Source organism: Bacillus luti (genome assembly GCF_001884105.1).
Classification (GTDB): Bacteria; Bacillota; Bacilli; order Bacillales; family Bacillaceae_G; genus Bacillus_A; species Bacillus_A luti.
The window spans coordinates 42,480-64,183 of record NZ_MACI01000057.1 but is presented as its reverse complement, the minus strand read 5'-3'; the positions used below and the strand labels follow the sequence as shown (position 1 = coordinate 64,183).

The window sequence follows — 21,704 nt, the reverse complement described above, 5'->3', positions numbered from 1 at the left end:
ACATATTCCTAATAAAAAAGACACGAAATTCGTGTCTTTTTTATTTTATAGGAATGACTCTACCCGTTTCACTACTTTCAATTGCTAATTGAATAAGTCGAATAACTTCTAAGCCTTCTTGCGCTGTTACAGGTGGTTTCTCACCATTTACAATACTATCTCTTACACCTTTATAATACATGTCATAACAGCCAACTTCTGTCGGAATACGCTCTAGCTTTTCTTCAGCATCTAAAGTAGCAAAATTCTCTTCAGCGTCTACTCCATAACTGTTATCGCCTGGCTTCATTCCATTTTTTAATTGTTCCTCCTGTGAATCCATACCGTATTTCACGATAGAACCTTTATCTCCATGCAGTGTAAAGTGTGGACCTGCTTGCTTTACGTAACTGCTACTATGTAAAGTGACACGTTTCACACCGTAGTGAAGTATAACATGGAAGTAGTCATCAATTTCTGCACCTGGTCGTTGTTTGATCACATCTGCACTTATCGCATCTGGTTTCCCAAATAATGATAATGCTTGGTCAATTAAATGCGAACCTAAATCATATAGTATACCTGATCCTGGTAAATTCTTTTCTCTCCAGCGATCGCGTACATTAGGACGGAAACGATCAAAATGAGCTTCATATGCGTATATATTTCCTAGTCTATTGTCTTCTAACAATTTCTTTATCGTTAAGAAATCATTATCAAAACGACGATTATGATATACGCTCAATACGACATTATGCTGCTTGGCTAATGCGATAAGTTCTTCCCCTTCTTCAATTGAAACAACAAATGGTTTCTCTACAACAACATGCTTACCGTTTAATATTGCTTCTTTTACATATGGAAAATGAGTTGTATTCGGTGAAGTAATGACCACTAAGTCAATATCAGCCCGCTTCACCAATTCATCAATTGTACTAACGACGTTAGCATTCGGTAATGTTTCTTTTACTATCTCTTCTTTTGAAGATAATACGGCACGAATATCGTATTCTTCTATCGTTTGTAATAATGGGATGTGAAATGTTGTACTAGAAAATCCAAACCCTACAATCCCTACACCTATTTTTTTCATGTTGCCCCTCCAGTTGTCCCGCTATTTGTGGGCAGTAAGACCCCCACTGATTAAAGTTTCACTTTATGAGAACGATTTCATTCAGTTATTATAACAAGATTATTATTATTTACATAATAAATTGCCTAGAAAAAAGCATCTTGCCATTATTCATGGCAAGATGCTTTTTTTATTCCGGTCGTTTTTTCGTCCACGTTTCAATAACTTCACCAGTATCATTAACATCTAGTACTAAACTACCGTTACTATACCGGTCCTTATTTCGATACGCTTTCGGATCAATTTCTTCTACGATATGTTTCTCTGTCTTCATGTAAACTAGTTCATCGTCTCTAACAATTTCAATACCGACAATACGGTATGGATTACGTTTTAACTCTTTGAAAATAACAAGACCTCGCTTCGCCCTCGTTGATTTCTCAATTTCTGATGCTTTTAGGCGTTTTACAGCACCGCGCTGCGTTACGAGAATAAGTTGATCTTTGTCACCATTTAATGGTTTACCAGAAGCAACATAGTCATCTTCTTTTAAATTAATTGCTTTCACACCAGCGGCTCTTACACCGACTGGACTTACTTCATCTTCATGGAAAATAAGTGCATATGCACCGTGTGTAGCAAGAACGATATCACTCGTTCCATCTGTTGCAAATATATCGACAACTTCATCATCTTTTTTCAAGTTTACAGCAACAAACGCTCTGGAGTAACGCTGTACTTTATATTGATTTAATTCCGTCTTCTTAATCATACCATTCTTTGTTACAAATACGATAAATCGCTTTTCTTCCTCAAAGTTCGGTACGACCGTTGCCCAAATAATTGTTTCATCTCGGTCGAGTGAAACGATATTAGCAACGTGCTGACCTAAATCTTTCCAACGAATATCTGGCATTTCGTATACTGGCAGATATATATAGTTTCCTTTATTCGTAAATAAGAGGACTGTCTCTGTCGTATTCGTATCGAATCGTTCAAGTAAGATGTCACCCTCTTTCATACCGAAGTCTTTGCCATTTGAGGCATTATGTGAACGCCATCCAGTACGTTTCACATATCCTTCTTTCGTTACAGTAACGATGACATCTTCTTGTGGGATCATCACTTCTACATCTATTTTAATTTCCTCGATTTGGTCTTCAATAATAGCACGTCGATCATCACTATATGTTTTCTTCACTCTCTTTAAATCTGTTTTAATGACTTGAAGTAATCTTTTTTCACTTTGTAAAATCGACTGTAGTTCTATAATTTTCTTATTAAGCTCATCCGCTTCTTGTTGTAGTGCTGTAATATCTGTATTCGTTAAACGATATAATTGCAAGGATACAATCGCTTCCGCTTGCGCTTCTGTAAAACCAAATTTCGCACTTAAATTATCTTTCGCATTACGCTTATCTTTAGAAGCACGGATTGTTTCGATTACTTGGTCTAAAATCGATAATGCTTTCTTTAAACCTTCTACAATATGTTGACGGTTTTCTGCCTTTCGTAATTCATATTGTGAACGTCTCGTAACAACTTCTTTTTGATGTCCAATATATGCATCCAAAATTTTCGGTAATGTCATAAGTGTTGGACGACGATTATTGATCGCAACCATATTGAAGTTGTATGGAATTTGTAAGTCTGTATTTTTATATAAATAATTTAAAATACCTTCAGAATTTGCTTCTTTTTTTAATTCTACGACAATGCGAAGACCTGTACGGTCAGTCTCATCACGCACTTCAGCAATACCGTCTAATTTTTTATCTAGACGTAGTTCATCCATTTTCTTAACAAGGTTCGCTTTATTCACTTCGTAAGGAATTTCAGTGATTACGATTTGCTGTTTACCACCACCGCGCATCATTTCAACTTCTGCTTTTCCACGAATAATAATTTTACCTTTCCCTGTTTCATACGCCTTTTTAATCCCATCAATCCCTTGAATAATACCGCCAGTTGGGAAATCTGGCCCTTTCATAACTGTTAATAAATCATCAACAGTACTATTCGGTTTATCAATACGCATCATTGTAGCATCAATAACTTCTCCAAGATGATGCGGAGGAATTTCGGTTGCATAACCAGCGGAAATCCCTGTAGATCCGTTCACTAATAAGTTCGGGAACGCTGCTGGTAATACAACTGGTTCTTCACTCGTATCATCAAAGTTTGACACGAATTCCACTGTTTCTTTATCAAGATCACGTAATAACTCAGATGCAATTGGTGATAAGCGGGCTTCTGTATAACGCATTGCCGCTGCTGGATCGCCATCAACACTACCATTATTACCATGCATTTCAACTAAAACATTACGTACTTTCCAAGTTTGGCTTAAACGTACCATCGCCTCATATACAGAGGAATCACCATGCGGATGATAATTACCGATAACGTTACCGACTGTTTTGGCTGATTTACGAAACGCTTTATCATGTACATTACCTTCTACATACATGGAATATAAAATACGTCTTTGTACTGGCTTTAAGCCATCACGTGCATCTGGAAGTGCACGATCTTGAATAATATATTTACTATAACGTGCAAAGCGGTCACCTAACACGTCTTCAAGCGGGAGGTCATGAAACTTCTCTGCTTGCATGTTATTCCACCTCCGTCTCCATAATCATTTCATTTTCTAAAATATTTCCTTCTTCTTGCATACCGAACTGTACATTGCGTTCAATCCATTTACGACGAGGTTCTACTTTATCACCCATTAACGTTGTAACGCGGCGTTCTGCTCTCGCTGCATCATCAATTTTCACACGAATTAACGTACGCGTTTCAGGATTCATTGTCGTTTCCCATAATTGATCCGCATTCATTTCACCAAGTCCTTTGTAGCGCTGTAACATATAGCCTTTCCCAACCTTTTTCGTTACACCATCTAATTCATCATCTGACCATGCGTATTCAATTACTTCACTCTTCCCTTTACCTTTACTCACTTTGTATAAAGGTGGAAGTGCGATAAATACTTTACCAGCTTCGATAAGTGGTTTCATATATCTGTAGAAGAACGTTAGTAACAATACTTGAATGTGAGCTCCATCTGTATCGGCATCAGTCATAATTACCACTTTATCGTAGTTAATATCTTCCACATCGAACTCATTTCCTACGCCGCCGCCAATCGCATAAATAATTGTATTAATCTCTTCATTTTTAAAGATATCAGCAAGCTTTGCTTTTTCTGTATTAATTACTTTACCACGTAACGGTAATACCGCTTGAAAACGACGATCTCGTCCTTGCTTTGCAGAACCACCGGCAGAGTCACCCTCTACTAAATATAATTCATTTTTTTGCGGATTACGTGATTGTGCAGGTGTTAATTTACCACTTAATGTACCTTCTGATTTTTTCTTCTTCTTGCCACTACGTGCTTCTTCTCTCGCTTTACGAGCAGCCTCACGCGCTTGTGCTGCTTTCACTGCTTTTCTCACAAGAAGCGTAGCTACATCCGGATTTTCTTCTAAAAAGTATGCCAAATGCTCAGATACAATAGCATCAATTGAAGAACGCGCTTCACTTGTACCTAGTTTCCCTTTCGTCTGTCCTTCAAACTGAAGTACTTCTTCTGGTACACGTACAGAAACGATAGCTGCTACGCCTTCACGAATATCTGTACCTTCTAAATTTTTATCTTTTTCTTTTAATAGTGAAACTTTACGAGCATACTCATTAAACACACGTGTCATTGCTGTTTTAAACCCAGCTTCGTGTGTTCCACCATCTTTTGTACGTACGTTATTGACAAACGACAGAATGTTTTCTGAGTAACCATCGTTAAATTGAAATGCTAGTTCTGCTTCAATCCCATTTTGTTCACCAGTGAAGTATACAACTGGATGAATGGAATCTTTTTCTTCGTTTAAATATGAAACGAAAGCTTCAATTCCTGTTTCATAGTGAAATACATCTTCTAAATCATTTCGTTCGTCTTTTATTGAAATCTTCATTCCTTTTAATAAGAATGCTGATTCGCGTAATCTTTCACATAATGTTTCATAATTGTAATTTGTTGTACTGAAAATCGTTGTATCTGGTTTAAAGTGCATCGTTGTACCAGATTCTTTCGTTTTCCCAATTTTCTCTAACGTCGTTGCAGGGGTACCACCATTTTCAAAGCGTTGTTCATAAACGTTTCCATCACGCTTAATCGTTACGACTAGCCATTCTGATAATGCGTTTACAACTGATGCCCCAACACCGTGTAAACCACCACTCGTTTTATAGCCGCCTTGACCAAACTTACCACCAGCATGAAGTACAGTTAAAATAACTTCAGGTGTAGGTTTCCCAAGTTTATGCATTCCCGTAGGCATTCCTCGCCCTTTATCAATAACGCTAATACTATTATCTTTATGTATTACGACAGAAATTTCGTCGCCAAATCCCGCTAACGCTTCGTCAACGGAGTTATCTACTATTTCATATACTAAATGATGCAATCCACGGCTATCCGTACTCCCGATATACATACCCGGGCGTTTTCGAACGGCTTCAAGTCCTTCTAACACTTGAATTGCATCTTCATTGTATTGGAACTGATGCTTCGCCAAACTCCTTGCCCCTTTCCTAATCAAATCAGAACATATGTTTCTATTATAGAATAACGCCTCGACTATAGTTTTGGCAAGTTATCTTATCTCTTTTATATACCATTTTCAATAGAAAAATCCTTGTTTTTTCACAAGGATTCCTCTAGGCTACTATTTCAGAAAAATAATCGTTTGTCAACGAGAAATGGATATGTATTCCATGATTACACATTCCAAACCTTTATCATGATCCAAATGATCAATATCCAAAATGGGATAACAAGTAACAATCCCCAAAAACAGCCTTTAAAAAATCTCATGATGAACACCTCGTCCATCGGCCCTTCTTATCTATAACAAGGGCTGAATCAATCTTTCTATCTTTAAAATCTATACTATTTTGTCATCGCATGTTCTACTTTAATACAACGATCCATTATTACGGTATAGTCTTTTTCTTTTAAAAATTTATATGTATCTTCATCTTGTACTCCTAATTGTGCCCAAAAAACATCTGCGTCAATCTCAACAAACTCTTGTGCAACATCCATTAAAAACTCTGAGCGACGAAATACATTTACAATGTCAACGTGTTCTTTAATATCTTTTAGTGAAGAAACGGCCTTTTCTCCAAGCACCTCATCTACTGTTGGGTTTACTGGAATAATGCGATACCCAGCATCTTGCATTGCTTTTGAAACCATGTACGATGTACGTTCTGGTTTATCCGATAATCCAACAACCGCAATCGTTTTGCTTTTCTTTAATACTTCTCCAATTTCCGTACGAGTTGGGTTTTCAATTTTCATAATTAATCCCTCCTATTCCTTTAGTATAGCCGATAAAGAAAGTCTCTTTCAATATGAAAGAGACTTTCTTTTATTCCGATTATTGATTCTTTGTAGCTGAGTTATCTGCTAAAGTAGCTGTTTTCGTCATTTTTTGACCGTTACGATAGAATGTAACTTCTACTTTCTCGCCTACTTTTTTCTTTTCATATAAATATTTACGGAACTGAAGTGAATTTTCTACTTTTTGATCATCTAATGCTACTACAAGATCATATTGCTCTAAACCAGCTTTTTCTGCCGGTGATACTGGATAAATTTTACCTAATACAACACCATTTGTTACTTCTTTTGGTACTTTTAATTGGTTTACTGCATAAGCTTGCACATCTTCTAATGAAACTACACCTACTCCAAGAGCTGGGCGTTTCACTACTCCGTCTTTTTCAAGAGATTCAATAACTGGTTTTGCAACATTAATTGGAATCGCAAAACCAATCCCCTCAACTTCTTGCTGCGCAATTTTACTTGAGTTAATTCCAATTAATTCACCGTTTTGGTTAAATAACGCGCCACCACTATTACCAGGGTTAATCGCTGCATCTGTTTGAATAACTTGTGCTTGCCAATCTGGACGTTTGTCCCCATCAATATCTACTGGAATTTCACGTTCTTTACTACTGATAATACCTTCTGTTACACTGCCGTCAAATCCAAGTGGGTTACCGATTGCAATAGCTTTTTCACCGGCACGAAGTTTACTTGAATCACCTAAAGTTGCAACTTTATTAACTGTAGATCCATCAATCTCTACAACTGCTAAGTCTAACCAAGGATCTTTACCAACTAATTTTGCATCCACTTGCTTTCCGTCACTTAGTTTTACAGCAAGTTTATTTGCACCATCTACTACGTGATTATTCGTTACAATATACGCTTTATTCCCTGCTTTTTTATAAATAACACCTGATCCTGTACCAGCTGTTTGCTCTTGCCCCGTCTGTTGTATCGCAAATGGATCAACACTTTGTTGCATATTAATTACCCCAACTACAACATCCTTTGCACCTTCAACCATACCTGGTAAATCAGTTTCGCCCTTCACTTTATTAACAACAGGCGCTACAGTACCCTCCACTTGTTGATTAGAATTAAATGACGAAACTGCCGCTCCATTATTTTGCATCCACGGCATGTAAGGTGCTGCAAAACTAATCGAAACCGCCCCGACTACAGCTCCCACTAAACCTGTGAAGAAATACCCTTTTTTACTACCTGATTTTTTCAATTCTCTCGTTTCACTATGCTCTTCATTCAAGTTTGGTCCGTCGTAATATCCCATGTTTTATTTCCCCTCTCTGGTGAATTCGTATTTTCAGTATAGCCACGTTTTGTGTCCTTCTTGTGAACTCATCGTGAAATCCAATTAAAAAAATACTCCTATTTATCATTGTAGACAATAAAAGTATTTTTTGTACATTTCCACCTGCAAAGAAGCATATAAATTTGCTATATTCTCAAACTAAAGTGCATAGCAACCTTTATCATTATTCTTCAAACTTGTAACCCACTCGAATGACAGTACCGATATGCTTTGCTTTATCGCCTAGCTTATTTCGTAGTTTTTTAATATGCGTATCAACTGTTCTGTCATCTCCATAATAATCGTATCCCCATAACTGATCTAATAAATGTTGGCGTGACAATACAATTCCTTTGTTCTCCATTAAATAAACAAGAAGTTCGAATTCTTTATGCGTCAATATAATTTCTTCTCCATCTACTAACACAGTTCTAGATAGTCGATTCACTTCTATTCCAGCTAAAGACATAGTATTTTCTTCTGCTACTCCTACTACGCCGTCTGCACGTTTCAATAACGTCTTCGCGCGAGCTACTAACACTTTCGGGCTGAAAGGTTTTGTTACATACTCATCTGCACCTAATTCGAAACCTAGCAATGTATCATCCTCATCCGAACGTGCTGTCAACATTATAATTGGTACTGCTGATTCTTTTCTAATTCGTCTACAAACAGACCATCCATCTATTTCTGGTAACATAATATCTAACATAATTAAATCAATTTCATGCTCTGCAAATAATTCTAACGCTTTTTTTCCGTCTTCTGCTTCGATTACCTCAAAGCCTTCATTACGAAAATAATCACTAACAATTTCACGTAATCTTCTTTCATCTTCAACAAGTAATACTGTTTTATTCATATAATCTATCCCGCCTTTTTACTCTTTCAATCGAATAATACGTTGATTGGAGCTTCCGCGAAATGGAAGTGCTAAATCTCTTTTCTCGATTTCAAATCTTCCATCGACCAAAACATCCCCGTAATGTAACAACTCTATCATATCATTATTTTGAGAACTCTGTATCTCTTCTAACGTATAACCTGTATACATCCATAAATTTTTCTTCAAATCTTTCACAGCTTTTGCTACTTTTTTCACTTCAGCAGCTTGAAAAAATGGATCTCCACCTGAAAATGTTACATCAGTTAATGAATTACTTTCAATCTCTTTCACAATTTCTTCTACTGTCATTTCAGTTCCATTACAAACATTCCACGATTTCGGATTATGGCAACCGAAACAACGATGCAGACAGCCCGCAAAAAACACGACTGTCCGCAATCCTTCTCCATCTACTACACTGTCATGAATGATGTTCATAACTTTCATTTATGCTTCACCCGATCCATCTCTTCACTACGTTTCGCACTATTCCACTTCGACATATCTCCTACAAGATATCCTGTTATACGGCGAATTCTTTCTATACTAGCTTCGTCTTCATTTCCGCAGCTTGGACATTCATTCCCAATAACCCCGTGATAGTTACAGCACTTACAACGATCAACTGGATGATTAATTGAACCGTACCCAACGCCACTCTCTGCCATCGCTTGTACAATTTGCTTTAATGCTTTTTTGTTATGCATAGCTGTCCCGTCTAGCTCAATATACGTAATATGCCCTCCATTGCATAGAGCATGGAACGGCCCTTCTAAACGAATTTTTTTTATCGCTTGAATGTTATAATAAACTGGAATATGGAATGAATTCGTATAATAATTATGATTCGTTATACCGCTAATCACCCCAAATTCTTCTCTATCCTTTTTCACAAACTTACCTGATAACCCTTCCGCAGGAGTTGCAATTACTGAAAAATTCAGTTCATGTTCTTCTGTCGCTTTATCCATTCTATCTCTCATAAAGGAAATGATTTCATACCCGAGTTTCCATGATTCTTCATCTTCTCCATGATGCTTTCCAGTTAAAGCTACTAAGCACTCCGCAAGACCGATAAAACCAAGACTTAACGTCCCTTGCTTTAAAATGGATGCTACAGAATCTTCAGGCTGTAACTTTTCTCCACCGCGCCATACACCTTGTGAATATAAAAATCGAAAATCTCTTGCTCGCTTCGTACATTGATACGCGAATCTCTCTAATAGTTGCTTAATTCCTAAATCTAAGTAATAATTTAACGCTTCAAAAAACGCTTCTTTTGAACCACTAATTAACGCTAATTTCACTAAGTTAATAGACGTAAATGATAAATTGCCTCTTCCAATCGCTGTTTCTTCTCCATGTATGTTAGACATAACACGGGTACGGCATCCCATATAACATACTTCACTTTCTGGTCGTCCGTCATAATGCACGGCATTAAATGGCGCATCTAAAAATGAAAAGTTAGGGAATAATCGTTCAGCCGTTGTCTCTAACGCTAATTCAAATAAATCATAGTTCGGATCACATTCTTCAAAGTTCACACCTTTTTTCATTTTAAAAATTTGAATAGGAAAAATCGGTGTTTCTCCTTTACCAAGACCAGCTTGTGTCGCTTTTAAAAGCTGTCTAACTAGTAATCGCCCCTCTTTTGACGTGTCTGTTCCATAATTAATAGAAATAAACGGTACTTGTCCCCCGCCCCTACTGTGCATACTATTTGAATTATGAATGAAAGCTTCACACGCTTGATACGTATCATTTTCTGTTTCTTTCCATGCAAATTCTTCTCTTTGTTCTTTCGTAAGCGGATATGACTGTAATCGATTTTTATGTCGCTCTACTGTTTTTCTTACATAGGGAGCTAAATCAATATCAAAGAGAGCAAACGATTGACCACCGTGTTGCATATTTTGATTCGCTTGAAAAATAATAGAAGAAAGAGCCAATGCACTTTTTATATCTTGTGGTTGTCTCATATGTCCATGTCCAGTATGAAAGCCGTTAGCAAGCATTTGCGCTAGCGGGATTTGCGAACAAGTCGTCGTTCCTGTCGCATAAAAATCTAAATCATGTGGATATAATATATTTTGATTTATCGCTTTTTTCACTTGATCTGACAATAAATTTTCAACTGCATAATATTTCGCACTCTCAGATGCGAACGTTCCCATTACTCCCATTGGAGAGCGGCCGTCTACATTTGCATTTTCTTGCATTAAATCTTGCTCATTACCGTGGACAATCGTCTCAAATACTTTCATTAATTCTTCTCCACGTACATTTTGTTGTAACATTTATAACCCTCCACCAATATGTTGTTGTCTTTTGATTAAAATGTTACAACATATAGTCTTACTGTTTCTGTGAGAAATGTAACATTCCTGTGAAATTTTTTTCACGAATTAATGAATTTTTCATTTATAAAAAAGAAATGTGCTCTTTACAAATGTATGGTACAATATACGGGAAAAACTCTTTTTACCCTTTATCAACACATTTGAATAAAGGAGACTGAACTTATGGTTACTACATATCTTTTATTTATCGTTGCCTACTTACTTGGATCAATTCCATTTGCACTAGTTGTTGGGAAAATCGGCTATGGAATCGACATTCGTGAGCACGGGAGCGGTAATTTAGGCGGAACAAATACATTCCGCACATTAGGGAAAAAAGCAGGTTTTACCGTTACAATTGCTGACATTTTAAAAGGTACATTAGCAACAGGTCTACCGATGATTTTCGGGCTAGATGTTCACCCACTATGGTTTGGATTAGCAGCTGTTCTTGGACATGTATATCCAATCTTTGCGAAATTCCGTGGGGGTAAAGCCGTTGCAACTTCAGCAGGCGTGTTATTATGCTACTCACCAGTTGTTTTTGCAATATTAGCTGTTGTATTTTTCACCCTTTTATTTACAACAAGATACGTATCACTTTCTTCTATGGTAACAGCTGTTGTGGCTGTTATTGCATCCATTGTTAGCGGGGATAAAATCTTCATTATTGCGATGTGTTTATTAGCAGGTATGGTTATTTATAAACACCGTGCAAATATCGGCCGAATTATAAATAAAACTGAACCGAAAGCAAACTTTTCAAAAAAGCAAAAATAAGATCGTAACCCACATAACGCAAAAAGAAAACGTGAAGCATATTAATAGCGTCTTTTTGCGTTATTTTTTATACTAAAGAAAAAGCAACATAATTTGGAGGAACTATACATGAATCTTTCCGTAACAAAAGAAGCAGCACAATGGTATAAAAACGAATTAAACTTACAATCAGGTGAAACACTACGCCTTTTCGTACAATACGGCGGTTGCAGTACGGTGCAAAAGGGACTTTCTTTAGGTATTCGTAAAGATGATCCTGCACATCCTGCTGTTCAAACTCAAGAAGAAGGTATTAACTTCTTTATTGAAGGCGATGATGAGTGGTTCTTCGATGGACATAATTTATCTGTTACATTTAACGACGGTGATGATTTCCCTCAATTTAATTATGAAAAATAAAAAAAGCGTGGCATCTGCCACGCTTTTTTTATTTTTTCTTAATTTCCTCATATTTCGCATACCACTCAGGATAGAACTTTTTAAATGATACGGGCCTGAATCCTTCTTTTTTCGCACAAATATTCGTCGTACTCGCAGTAATACAAAGGTCTCCATCGCCATTATAAATTTCATATCCATATACAACGCGAAGCGGGCTCACAGTGTCCACCCACGTTTTCACAATTGCCTTTTCACCGTAGCGCATCGCTTTACGATATGAAATTTGCAAGTCTAACACAGGAGAAATAATGCCCTCTTTCTCCATTTCAACATATGAAAATCCTAAATCTTGTATAAGTTTCGTACGGCCTAGTTCAAGCCACACTAAATAATTTGAATGGTAAACAACACCCATTTGATCTGTTTCCGCATAACGGATTTCAACTTCATGTTCTGCTACAAACATATGTATTCGCCTTCTTTCACTTCTGCTACCTTGCATACATTTAATCATAATACAGCGGAATCAAAAATAAAATAAAAACAGTGAATCTTTTACCGAAAGGAGCAAGCATATGATTCAAATTGTAACTGTTCGTAGCGGGGATAGCGTATATAGCTTGGCATCTAAATATGGATCCACACCTGACGAAATAGTAAAGGACAATGGACTCAATCCAGCTGAAACACTCGTTGTTGGTCAGGCGTTGATTGTGAATACAAAAGGGAATAATTATTATGTACAGCCTGGTGATAGCCTGTATCGGATCTCTCAAACATATAACGTTCCTCTCGCTAGTTTAGCTAAAGTGAATAACTTATCTTTAAAATCCATTCTCCATGTCGGACAGCAATTGTATATACCAAAAGGGACAAAAAGATCTGTAGAATCTATCGCATATTTACAACCTTCAACAATACCTATTAAAGAAAGCTTAGTTAATGCTACACGTGCCATTAATCCATTTTTAACATATTTAGCCTACTTTAGTTTCGAAGCAAAAAGAGATGGCACATTAAAAGAACCAACGGAAACAGCTAAAATCGCTACTATTGCAACACAAGGTAAAACGATCCCTATGCTCGTTATTACAAATATCGAAAATGGAAATTTCAGCGCTGATCTAACATCGGTTATTTTACGTGATGCATCAATTCAAAACAAATTTATTACGAACATTTTGCAAACAGCTGAAAAGTACGGGATGCGCGACATTCATTTCGATTTCGAAAATGTGGCACCTGAAGATCGCGAAGCGTATAATCGCTTTTTAAGAAATGTGAAAACACGTTTACCTAACGGATACACACTCAGTACAACACTTGTACCGAAAACGAGCTCCAATCAAAAAGGAAAATTCTTTGAAGCACATGACTATAAAGCCCAAGGGCAAATTGTTGATTTCGTTGTCATTATGACATATGACTGGGGTTGGCAAGGCGGCCCACCGATGGCTATCTCTCCTATCGGTCCAGTAAAAGAAGTACTTCAATACGCCAAATCTCAAATGCCTCCACAAAAAATTATGATGGGGCAAAATTTATACGGATTCGATTGGAAACTACCGTTCAAACAAGGAAATCCACCTGCAAAAGCAATTAGCTCTGTCGCCGCTGTTGCACTAGCTCGTAAATACAATGTTCCTATTCGCTATGACTTCACAGCTCAAGCTCCTCATTTTAATTATTTCGATGAGAATGGTGTACAACACGAAGTTTGGTTTGAAGATTCACGTTCTGTTCAAAGTAAATTCAATTTAATGAAGGAACAAGGTATAGGCGGTATTAGCTATTGGAAGATCGGTTTACCATTTCCACAAAATTGGCGTTTACTCGTTGAAAACTTTACGATTACGAAAAAGGGCTGACTTCCGTCAGCCTTTTTTACATTCTGTTAAGATTCATCTTTTATTTCACTTTTTAATGAATCAATACTTTCTAAACGTCTTTGATTTTTCGCTTCAATGGCAGCACGATCTTTTTCATTAGAAAGTTCCGCTGTTTCTTTTGCTTCATTAAAATTATCAATCGTATTTTGTACCATTTCTTGTAACTTTTCAGCGTTGTCATTTCGATTATCTGGATTTGGCATGTACTTCCCTCCTAATTCTTTATACATACCATCTTAAATTACCTATGTTCCTTCAAATTTATACAAAAAAAGGAGAATGCAATATTCTCCTTTTCTTTAACCGTTATCAACAATCGGTTGTTTGCCCGTTTGGTCTTGCATTTGCTTTCCTTTATTGCCACCAGCTTTTTTTGATTGTGTTCCAATATGATTCGGTGCAAAGTCTTTTGAATTTTTTTTCGGATTACCCATTACTATCGCCTCCTTAACACTAGTATCGTACTAGTGTTAAGAATTATTCAGCTTGCTTAAAAAGTTTCATTTCATAACGTTTTTCAATACGTTCTTCAATGCGATCGATTGCATCACGATCACTTAATAATTGTTGTTTATTTTCATTCACAAGTTCTTCAAACGATTTACGGCGACTTCTTCTCATGCTGTTCACCCTCTCTCCTTTACTTTCTTACTACATAGTATGAGCAAACGAAAAACTCTTTAATCAGATTTGCAAGAAAATTTTATGTTTTAGTACTCCTAAAAAAACTCAGTGTACAATATATTGCACACTGAGTTTTTTATACTAGGATATTTAAATACTCTTTCAACTTCTCATCTGCATTCATTTCATTTTCTTTATACTCACGAAGCGTCTGTAATACAACATCATACTGTTCTACAATATAACTTTCTAATTTCAAAACATCCTCTATGCTATTAAGCATAATTCTCGTATTACCAACTTCATTTTTTAACGCTGGTTCACATTTTAAACTTGTACATATTTCTTTCACATCATCTTCTAATATCTCTGTTAATACGTATTTCTTTCGCCCTTTTACCTTTAATCTCATAACTGGATAAAAAGCTTTTATATCTAAATAACTTCCTACGTTCATACAACGTAGCCATTCTACATTACGTTTATTGCGTACAAGTATTTCTTTCACTGCCTCATATACTACTGTTTCATCCAGTACGACCTTATTTTCTTTTCTCGTCTTTTCTTCTTCAATAGATGCACATTTTTGATAAACAGCCGCACACGTAATACAGTCATCGAAGGCATTATGAGAACTTAGACGAATTCCAAGCATTCGTTTTAACGTTTCAAGTTTATGATTAGGCGCATGCTTCATATATTTCTTCGCTAAAAACACCGTATCAATCACTTTATTTTCAGGCTCAGGTAATCCTAGCATATTTACATTACTTTTCAAAAAACGCATATCAAAAGAAGCATTATGAGCCACAATAACATTTGTATGTAAAAATGCTAAAAATAAAGGTAGTACTTCTTCAATTGTCGGTGCATCTGAAACACGATAATTTGTAATACCTGTTAAACTCGTTATGCGGTCCGGAATTGGACGCTCTGGATTCACATAAGAAACAAATTGATCTACTAATTCATGATTACGATATTTCACTGCTGCGACTTGAATAATTTTATCATTATAAGGGTTAAATCCTGTTGTTTCAAAGTCAATTACAACATAATCTAACGGTAAGGATACATTCCCCACTCCAAATACACTCCTTTATCTCTCAACGTATATTTCTTTTATCATATCACGAAGCTTTCACTACTTGAAAAAGAAAAGGCAGAAATGATTATATTCCATCTCTACCTTTTCACTATTATTTTAATTTAGCAATCCGTTTCTCCATCTCTTTTTGCGTCATCGGTCCAATAAACTTATCTTGAATGACACCTTTTGTATCTATAAAATACGAAGTTGGGATCGTAATTACTTTGTAGGCTGTTGTCACATCAATATTCTTGTCCAATAAAATAGGAAAAGTAATTCCTTTTTCCTTAGCAAAATTACTTACCTTTTCTACCCCCCCACCTTTCTCTGAAGGTGTATAATTTATCGCTAAAATTTCTACGTTTTCTTTATGTTCTTTATAGAAAGCCTCCATATCCGGCATTTCTTGTTGGCAAGGTCCACACCACGTTGCCCAAAAGTTTAAAATCACTTTCTTTCCTTTTAAATCTGATAGCTTTACATTCGTTCCATCTAACTTCGTTAATTCAAAGTCTGGCGCACTCTTCCCTATTTCAATACCATTACTTGCAATCATCTCTTTCATAGCAGCTTCACTTTGTTCTTGCTCCCCTTGTACCACCCGATCGTTTTTACCAAACTGTTCATAAGCTGCATATCCCGCTAAACAAAGTAACACTACAATAATCGTAAGCTTCCGCCACATGTTATATCACCCTAACGTATTTATCTTCTTATAACTTAATTACTCAAATACTATATACCTTATTTTAGCTTATACGGACAAGCTTGGAAATATTCAGAGTCGAAATAATTAGAATATTCTTATTTAAAGTGTAATTTTTTCCTTTTTATCATATAATTAGAAAAACAGATGAAGTGTTGTTTATCTTCTTATGGGCCCATTCACCTTTTTACTTTCGTAGTTATAAATCTACAACAAAGGGGGATTTTTTATGAATTCATTCGAAAAAATAACATTATATATTCTTAGTTTTCTTTTATACCCAATCGGTATTATTACATGGATCATTTCACTCTTTAGTAACGATCTTGAAAAAAAGAAAGTAGGGCGTATTTGTCTTTACATCTCTCTAGTCTCATTCGTCCTTTTCTTAATCCTTGGAATTGCAACTTTCCTTACGACTGCTATTTTTAACGTAGATCTAAATCATTCAGAATCTATCCAATATCAAATAAATGATGTTGAATAAAGATAAGGGCACTGCTCTTATCTTTATTCCATCTCTTTCAAAATGAATGACTATTTATTAATTTTTCAGGACTTCCACACGCAACAATACTTCCTTCTCTCATTATGACAACACGATCCGCTAGTATCACTTTCTCTACATCATGTGTTGCCACAATTCTCGTTACATCTCTTCCTAATCCTTCAATCATATTCCAAACAGTTTCTTGATTACTCGGATCTAACCCCGCAGTCGGTTCATCTAAAATAATAAGATTCGGATTTGAACCAATTGCTCGTAATAATGCAAGACGTTTTCTTTCTCCTCCCGAAAACTCTTCTCCACTTTTATGTAGTACAGTTTGAATCCCCTTAGGTAAATCTCTAATTATCGGCTTCATATTTATAAGTTCAATATTTTTTTCTAACTTGTTTTCTAAATACTCCTCCCCGAAATATATATTCTCTTTTACTGTCGTCCGAAAGAAACGAGGTTCTTGCCACACTGTGGTCATTCGAGCCTTTTGACCATAATAAACAACGCTACCGTTAGATGGTTTATACAAACCTGTCATTAATTTTAAAAGCGTTGTTTTTCCTGCACCACTTTCTCCGACAATGATAACGAATTCACCAGGATTAATTTTCAAATCAATATTATTAATTCTACATTTCTCTTCTTCACTCTCCTGAAATGAAACATTTGTTATCGTCATCCCCATCGCTCTTTCTACATTACTATCTGCCACTCTTTTATCTAAAAAGGAAAAAACTCTATTTGCCGAAGCGACCGCAACTTGTGTCATCATTAATAAATCGCCCACGTAACGGACTGGGAAAAAGAGCATTTCAATTGTAGCTAACACTGCAACAAGTGAACCAACTTCCATTTCCCCCTTCATTATTTTTTGCGCGCCTACAATGAGAACAACGATATATGCTCCTGTTTCAATAACTGTTCCAACCACTCCAATGCAGTGTTGCATCATCGTCTTCTTTACTTCTGTTTTATAAGATTGCGCCGTTACTCCTTTAAATAAGCGAATAGCCCATTTTTCTTTTTGCAAACTACGTAAATCTTGTGCACCTTTTACAAACTGTGAAACCATCTCTACAACACTTGATTGATTTTTTTGAGCAATACTTGCGATATTTCTTACCTTTTTGCCTATAATCATTGGAACAACTACACTTAGAAATAAAAACGGAGTTATACACCAGATGAACTGTGTATCTATATGTTGCAGCGCTATGATCGCACCGATAAATTGCGCAATGGCGTGTATATATTCTATTAATATAGAACCATATAACCTGACCCAGTTCGGAATATCAGATACGACTAAAGTTTCTAACTCTCCTTGTTTGATTTTCTCACTCTCTTCAAACGGTAATAGAAAAAAATGGTGTAATACATCTATACGCTTCTCTCGTAATATTCGCTGACTTGCTTTTGAGCTTACATAATCGAATGAAAGATTGTTTATCCACATCATCAAGCGGCTACCCGCAAACAATGCGATGTACAAATACGCACCTTTTAATTCCCGTTGAATAAGGTTATCTACAATTAGCCCCCATAAATAGTGGACGGGATAAATTTAAAATAGCTGCAAAGGATCCACTACATACAGCTGCTATTACTAATATTTTTTCTTTCTATAACGGTAACAATATTCTTTTATATTCTTTCATGACGTTTCCTCCATTTTTTATAGTAAAAAGAAAGGGATGAAACCACATGGTTTCATCCCTTTCCATAAAATAAGGAAGCTAACAGTTGTTAGCTTCCTTATCGTTCATTTCAATTCAATTATTTAGTTCGACACTTTAGACTCTTCGATTTTCTCACGAAGAACCATTTGTAAGATACCACCGTGACGGTAGTAGTCAATTTCAACTTCACTATCGAAACGAGCTACTACTTCAAATTGTTTTTCATTGCCATCTGCATCAGTTGCAACTACTTTTACAAGATCGCGTGGTCTAACTGTTTTGTCAATTTGAATTTCAAATGACTCGTTACCAACAAGACCTAACGTTTCAGCGCTTTCGCCATCTTTAAATTGAAGTGGTAATACACCCATTAATACTAAGTTACTACGGTGAATACGCTCGAAGCTTTCTGCGATTACTGCTTTAATACCTAATAAGTTTGTACCTTTCGCAGCCCAGTCACGAGAACTTCCCATACCGTAATCTTTACCAGCAACAACTAGAAGGCCTGTGCCATCTTCTTTATATTTCATAGCAGCATCATAGATTGATGTTACTTCACCAGTTGGCCAATATGTTGTATATCCGCCTTCTGTTCCTGGTGCGATTTGATTTTTAATACGGATGTTCGCGAATGTACCACGCATCATTACTTCATGGTTACCACGACGAGAACCGTAAGAGTTAAAGTCAACTGGTTGTACGCCGTTTTCTAGTAAGTAGCGTCCAGCTGGTGTATGCTTACCGATTGAACCTGCTGGTGAAATGTGGTCTGTCGTTACAGAATCGCCAAATTTACCAACTATGCGTAAACCTGATAACGTTTCAACTTCACCTGGCTCTTTAGATAAACCTTCAAAGAATGGTGGGTTTTGAATGTATGTTGAATCATTATCCCAAGTATATAAAGCTTCATTTGAAGTTTGGATTTCATTCCAACGCTCGTTGCTGTTAAATACTTGTGCATATTCTTTTTTGAACAATTCAGATGTAACAACACTTTGAACTACATCTTCAATTTCTTTAGCTGACGGCCAAATATCGTTGAAGTAAACAGCATTGCCATTTGCATCTTTACCGATTTCATCATTTTTCAGGTCAATATCAACAGTACCTGCAAGTGCATATGCCACAACAAGTGGTGGTGATGCTAAATAGTTCGCTTTTACAAGCGGGTGAATACGACCTTCAAAGTTACGGTTACCAGATAAAACAGATGTTACTAGTAAGTCGTTCGCTGCGATTGCTTCTTCTAGTTCGTCTGCTAATGGACCAGAGTTACCGATACAAGTCGTACAGCCGTAACCAACTGTTTGGAAACCTAATTGATCTAAATATGTTGTTAAACCTGATTTATCTAAGTATTCAGTAACAACTTTAGACCCTGGTGCTAATGATGTTTTTACGTACTCAGGTACTACAAGGCCTTTTTCAATTGCTTTCTTAGCAACTAGACCTGCCCCAATTAATACGTATGGATTTGATGTATTTGTACAGCTTGTAATTGCAGCAATTGCAATTGCACCTGTTTTCATCGTTACTTCTTTATCTTCTAATGTAACCTTCACTTCTTTATCGAATTCTTGCTCATTAAATCCAAGTCCTTGTGTTCCAACTGGTGCTAACACAGCTTTGTGGAATGCATCTTTCATATCTGAAAGTGGAATTAAATCTTGTGGGCGTTTCGGTCCAGAAAGGTTAGATTCGATTGTATTTAAATCAATTTCAACAAGATCCGTGTAAATTGGATCTTTGCTGTCTGCTGTATAGAATAAGCCATTTGCTTTACAGTATTCTTCAACAATGCGAATTTGCTCTTCATCTCTACCTGTTAAACGTAAGTATTCCAATGAAATATCGTCGATTGGGAAGAATCCACAAGTTGCGCCGTATTCTGGTGCCATGTTTGAAATTGTTGCACGGTCAGCTAAAGGCATGCTCTTTAGTCCATTACCGAAGAACTCAACGAATTTACCAACTACACCTTTTTGACGTAATACTTGTGTTACCTTTAATGCAACATCAGTTGCTGTAGTACCACTTGGAAGTGTACCAGTTAATTTCACACCGATTACTTCAGGTACTGGGAAGTATGAAGGCTGTCCAAGCATTCCCGCTTCTGCTTCAATACCACCAACGCCCCATCCAAGAACGCCGATACCGTTAATCATTGTTGTATGTGAGTCTGTTCCAACTAATGAATCTGGGTATGCAACTAAGTCACCTTCAGCATTTTTCACCGCGTGAACAACTGGTGCTAAATATTCAAGATTTACTTGGTGTACAATACCTGTAGCTGGTGGAACTGCACGGTAGTTATCGAATGATTTTTGTGCCCAGCTTAAAAATTTATAACGTTCTTCATTACGTTTAAACTCTAAGTCCATGTTGAATGCAAGCGCGTCTGCCGTACCCGCTCTATCAACCTGTACAGAGTGGTCAATTACAAGGTCTACAGTAATTTCAGGATTAATTTTATCAGGATCCCCACCCATGTCTGCCATTGCTTTACGAAGCGAAGCCAAATCAACAACAGCTGGAACACCAGTGAAATCTTGTAAAATTACGCGAGATGGTTTAAATGGAACATCGATATCTTGAACATCTTTCGTTCCCCATTTCGCTAAATTTGTAACATGCTCTTCTGTGATTACACGTCCGTCTACTTGACGAAGTACTGATTCAAGTAAAACTTTCACGGAATATGGTAATTGAGATACGTTGCCAACCCCTGCATTTTCAAGCGCTTTCAAATCATAATAATGATACGTTTTTTCATCTACTTCAAAAGTTGCACGTGATTGAAATGGATTATGTTTGACCATTATGTTTCCCCCCTGTTAAACGTGACTAAGTTGTCTGAATATAAAATGTAGACAAACTTTTCAATACCTTACGATAATATCTTATTACAACTTTCTAAATAAGTAAATAATAAGAAACTTATAGATTATCATAAGTTTTCTTTATCTTTCTAAATTTGAATAGTGTTCATGCTCCTTATGAATACTATTACCATAAAGTAAAGTACTCTTTTAGCACTTTACTTTACGTTCATATA

General features: G+C 36.4%; 19 protein-coding genes and 1 pseudogene. 4 read left to right on the top strand and 16 right to left on the bottom strand.

All coding sequences use genetic code 11. The features are described 5' to 3' along the window. Positions 1-40 precede the first annotated feature (40 nt). From BAQ48_RS12870 to BAQ48_RS12835, 8 genes are all read right to left on the bottom strand, one after another. Positions 41-1,072: an oxidoreductase gene (locus BAQ48_RS12870; RefSeq protein ID WP_071711372.1), complete on the bottom strand. Its 1,032-nt coding sequence runs from the start codon at positions 1,070-1,072 to the stop codon at positions 41-43. A 169-nt stretch (positions 1,073-1,241) separates the two neighbouring features. Next, the gene (parC, locus tag BAQ48_RS12865) at positions 1,242-3,668 is read right to left on the bottom strand and encodes a DNA topoisomerase IV subunit A (RefSeq protein ID WP_071711371.1); all 2,427 of its coding nucleotides are present in this window, start codon (positions 3,666-3,668) and stop codon (positions 1,242-1,244) included. A 1-nt stretch (position 3,669) separates the two neighbouring features. Next, on the bottom strand, positions 3,670-5,634 hold the full coding sequence (gene parE, locus BAQ48_RS12860) for a DNA topoisomerase IV subunit B (protein WP_071711370.1): 1,965 nt from the start codon (positions 5,632-5,634) through the stop codon (positions 3,670-3,672). 374 nt (positions 5,635-6,008) lie between these two features. Next, positions 6,009-6,422, bottom strand: coding sequence for a CoA-binding protein (locus BAQ48_RS12855; RefSeq protein ID WP_000687810.1), 414 nt, complete (start codon positions 6,420-6,422; stop codon positions 6,009-6,011). 79 nt (positions 6,423-6,501) lie between these two features. Further along, entirely contained in the window at positions 6,502-7,743 is a 1,242-nt protein-coding gene (locus BAQ48_RS12850; protein WP_000542624.1) for a S1C family serine protease, read from the bottom strand. A 205-nt stretch (positions 7,744-7,948) separates the two neighbouring features. Beyond that, positions 7,949-8,626 carry a response regulator transcription factor gene (locus BAQ48_RS12845; RefSeq protein WP_001044686.1) on the bottom strand — a complete coding sequence of 226 codons (678 nt, stop codon included), beginning with the start codon at positions 8,624-8,626 and terminating at the stop codon, positions 7,949-7,951. Positions 8,627-8,644: 18 nt separating this feature from the next. Beyond that, a complete protein-coding gene (gene nrdG, locus BAQ48_RS12840; RefSeq protein ID WP_071711369.1) occupies positions 8,645-9,097 on the bottom strand; it encodes an anaerobic ribonucleoside-triphosphate reductase activating protein in 453 nt (150 codons plus the stop codon). Beyond that, positions 9,094-10,950 carry an anaerobic ribonucleoside triphosphate reductase gene (locus BAQ48_RS12835; RefSeq protein WP_071711368.1) on the bottom strand — a complete coding sequence of 619 codons (1,857 nt, stop codon included), beginning with the start codon at positions 10,948-10,950 and terminating at the stop codon, positions 9,094-9,096. The genes nrdG and BAQ48_RS12835 overlap by 4 nt, the downstream gene beginning before the upstream one ends. A gap of 225 nt (positions 10,951-11,175) precedes the next feature. Here BAQ48_RS12835 and plsY point away from each other — a divergent pair, with 225 nt between their 5' ends. Continuing rightward, a complete protein-coding gene (gene plsY, locus BAQ48_RS12830) occupies positions 11,176-11,772 on the top strand; it encodes a glycerol-3-phosphate 1-O-acyltransferase PlsY (RefSeq protein WP_071711367.1) in 597 nt (198 codons plus the stop codon). A 108-nt stretch (positions 11,773-11,880) separates the two neighbouring features. Beyond that, positions 11,881-12,171 (top strand): HesB/YadR/YfhF family protein, encoded by a 291-nt coding sequence (locus BAQ48_RS12825; protein WP_001054449.1) that lies wholly within the window; start codon positions 11,881-11,883, stop codon positions 12,169-12,171. A gap of 28 nt (positions 12,172-12,199) precedes the next feature. On the opposite strand, the gene BAQ48_RS12820 is transcribed toward BAQ48_RS12825, so the two are convergent. Beyond that, entirely contained in the window at positions 12,200-12,619 is a 420-nt protein-coding gene (locus BAQ48_RS12820) for an acyl-CoA thioesterase (RefSeq protein WP_000495807.1), read from the bottom strand. A gap of 109 nt (positions 12,620-12,728) precedes the next feature. On the opposite strand from BAQ48_RS12820, the gene BAQ48_RS12815 reads away from it, so the two are divergent. Next, positions 12,729-14,021, top strand: a complete 1,293-nt coding sequence (locus BAQ48_RS12815; RefSeq protein ID WP_071711366.1) for a glycoside hydrolase family 18 protein — start codon at positions 12,729-12,731, stop codon at positions 14,019-14,021. A gap of 26 nt (positions 14,022-14,047) precedes the next feature. Here the strand turns inward: BAQ48_RS12815 and tlp are convergent, their stop codons facing one another. The 5 genes from tlp to BAQ48_RS12790 all read right to left on the bottom strand — a co-directional run bounded on the left by tlp (position 14,048) and on the right by BAQ48_RS12790 (position 16,441). Next, positions 14,048-14,245, bottom strand: coding sequence for a small acid-soluble spore protein Tlp (tlp, locus tag BAQ48_RS12810; RefSeq protein WP_001133508.1), 198 nt, complete (start codon positions 14,243-14,245; stop codon positions 14,048-14,050). Between the two features lie 96 nt (positions 14,246-14,341). Further along, a complete protein-coding gene (gene sspN, locus BAQ48_RS12805; RefSeq protein WP_000527987.1) occupies positions 14,342-14,476 on the bottom strand; it encodes an acid-soluble spore protein SspN in 135 nt (44 codons plus the stop codon). Between the two features lie 43 nt (positions 14,477-14,519). Continuing rightward, entirely contained in the window at positions 14,520-14,663 is a 144-nt protein-coding gene (locus BAQ48_RS12800; RefSeq protein WP_001254699.1) for an FbpB family small basic protein, read from the bottom strand. Between the two features lie 139 nt (positions 14,664-14,802). Next, positions 14,803-15,750 (bottom strand): 3'-5' exonuclease, encoded by a 948-nt coding sequence (locus BAQ48_RS12795; protein ID WP_071711365.1) that lies wholly within the window; start codon positions 15,748-15,750, stop codon positions 14,803-14,805. 115 nt (positions 15,751-15,865) lie between these two features. Further along, entirely contained in the window at positions 15,866-16,441 is a 576-nt protein-coding gene (locus tag BAQ48_RS12790; protein ID WP_060631827.1) for a TlpA family protein disulfide reductase, read from the bottom strand. 250 nt (positions 16,442-16,691) lie between these two features. On the opposite strand from BAQ48_RS12790, the gene BAQ48_RS12785 reads away from it, so the two are divergent. Then, positions 16,692-16,949 (top strand): hypothetical protein, encoded by a 258-nt coding sequence (locus BAQ48_RS12785; RefSeq protein ID WP_001083877.1) that lies wholly within the window; start codon positions 16,692-16,694, stop codon positions 16,947-16,949. A 37-nt stretch (positions 16,950-16,986) separates the two neighbouring features. On the opposite strand, the pseudogene BAQ48_RS12780 reads toward BAQ48_RS12785, so the two are convergent. Further along, positions 16,987-18,577, bottom strand: a pseudogene (locus tag BAQ48_RS12780) (ABC transporter ATP-binding protein). Positions 18,578-18,744: 167 nt separating this feature from the next. Continuing rightward, complete coding sequence (gene acnA, locus BAQ48_RS12775) at positions 18,745-21,468, bottom strand: aconitate hydratase AcnA (RefSeq protein ID WP_071711364.1); 2,724 nt, start codon at positions 21,466-21,468, stop codon at positions 18,745-18,747. Positions 21,469-21,704 lie beyond the last annotated feature (236 nt).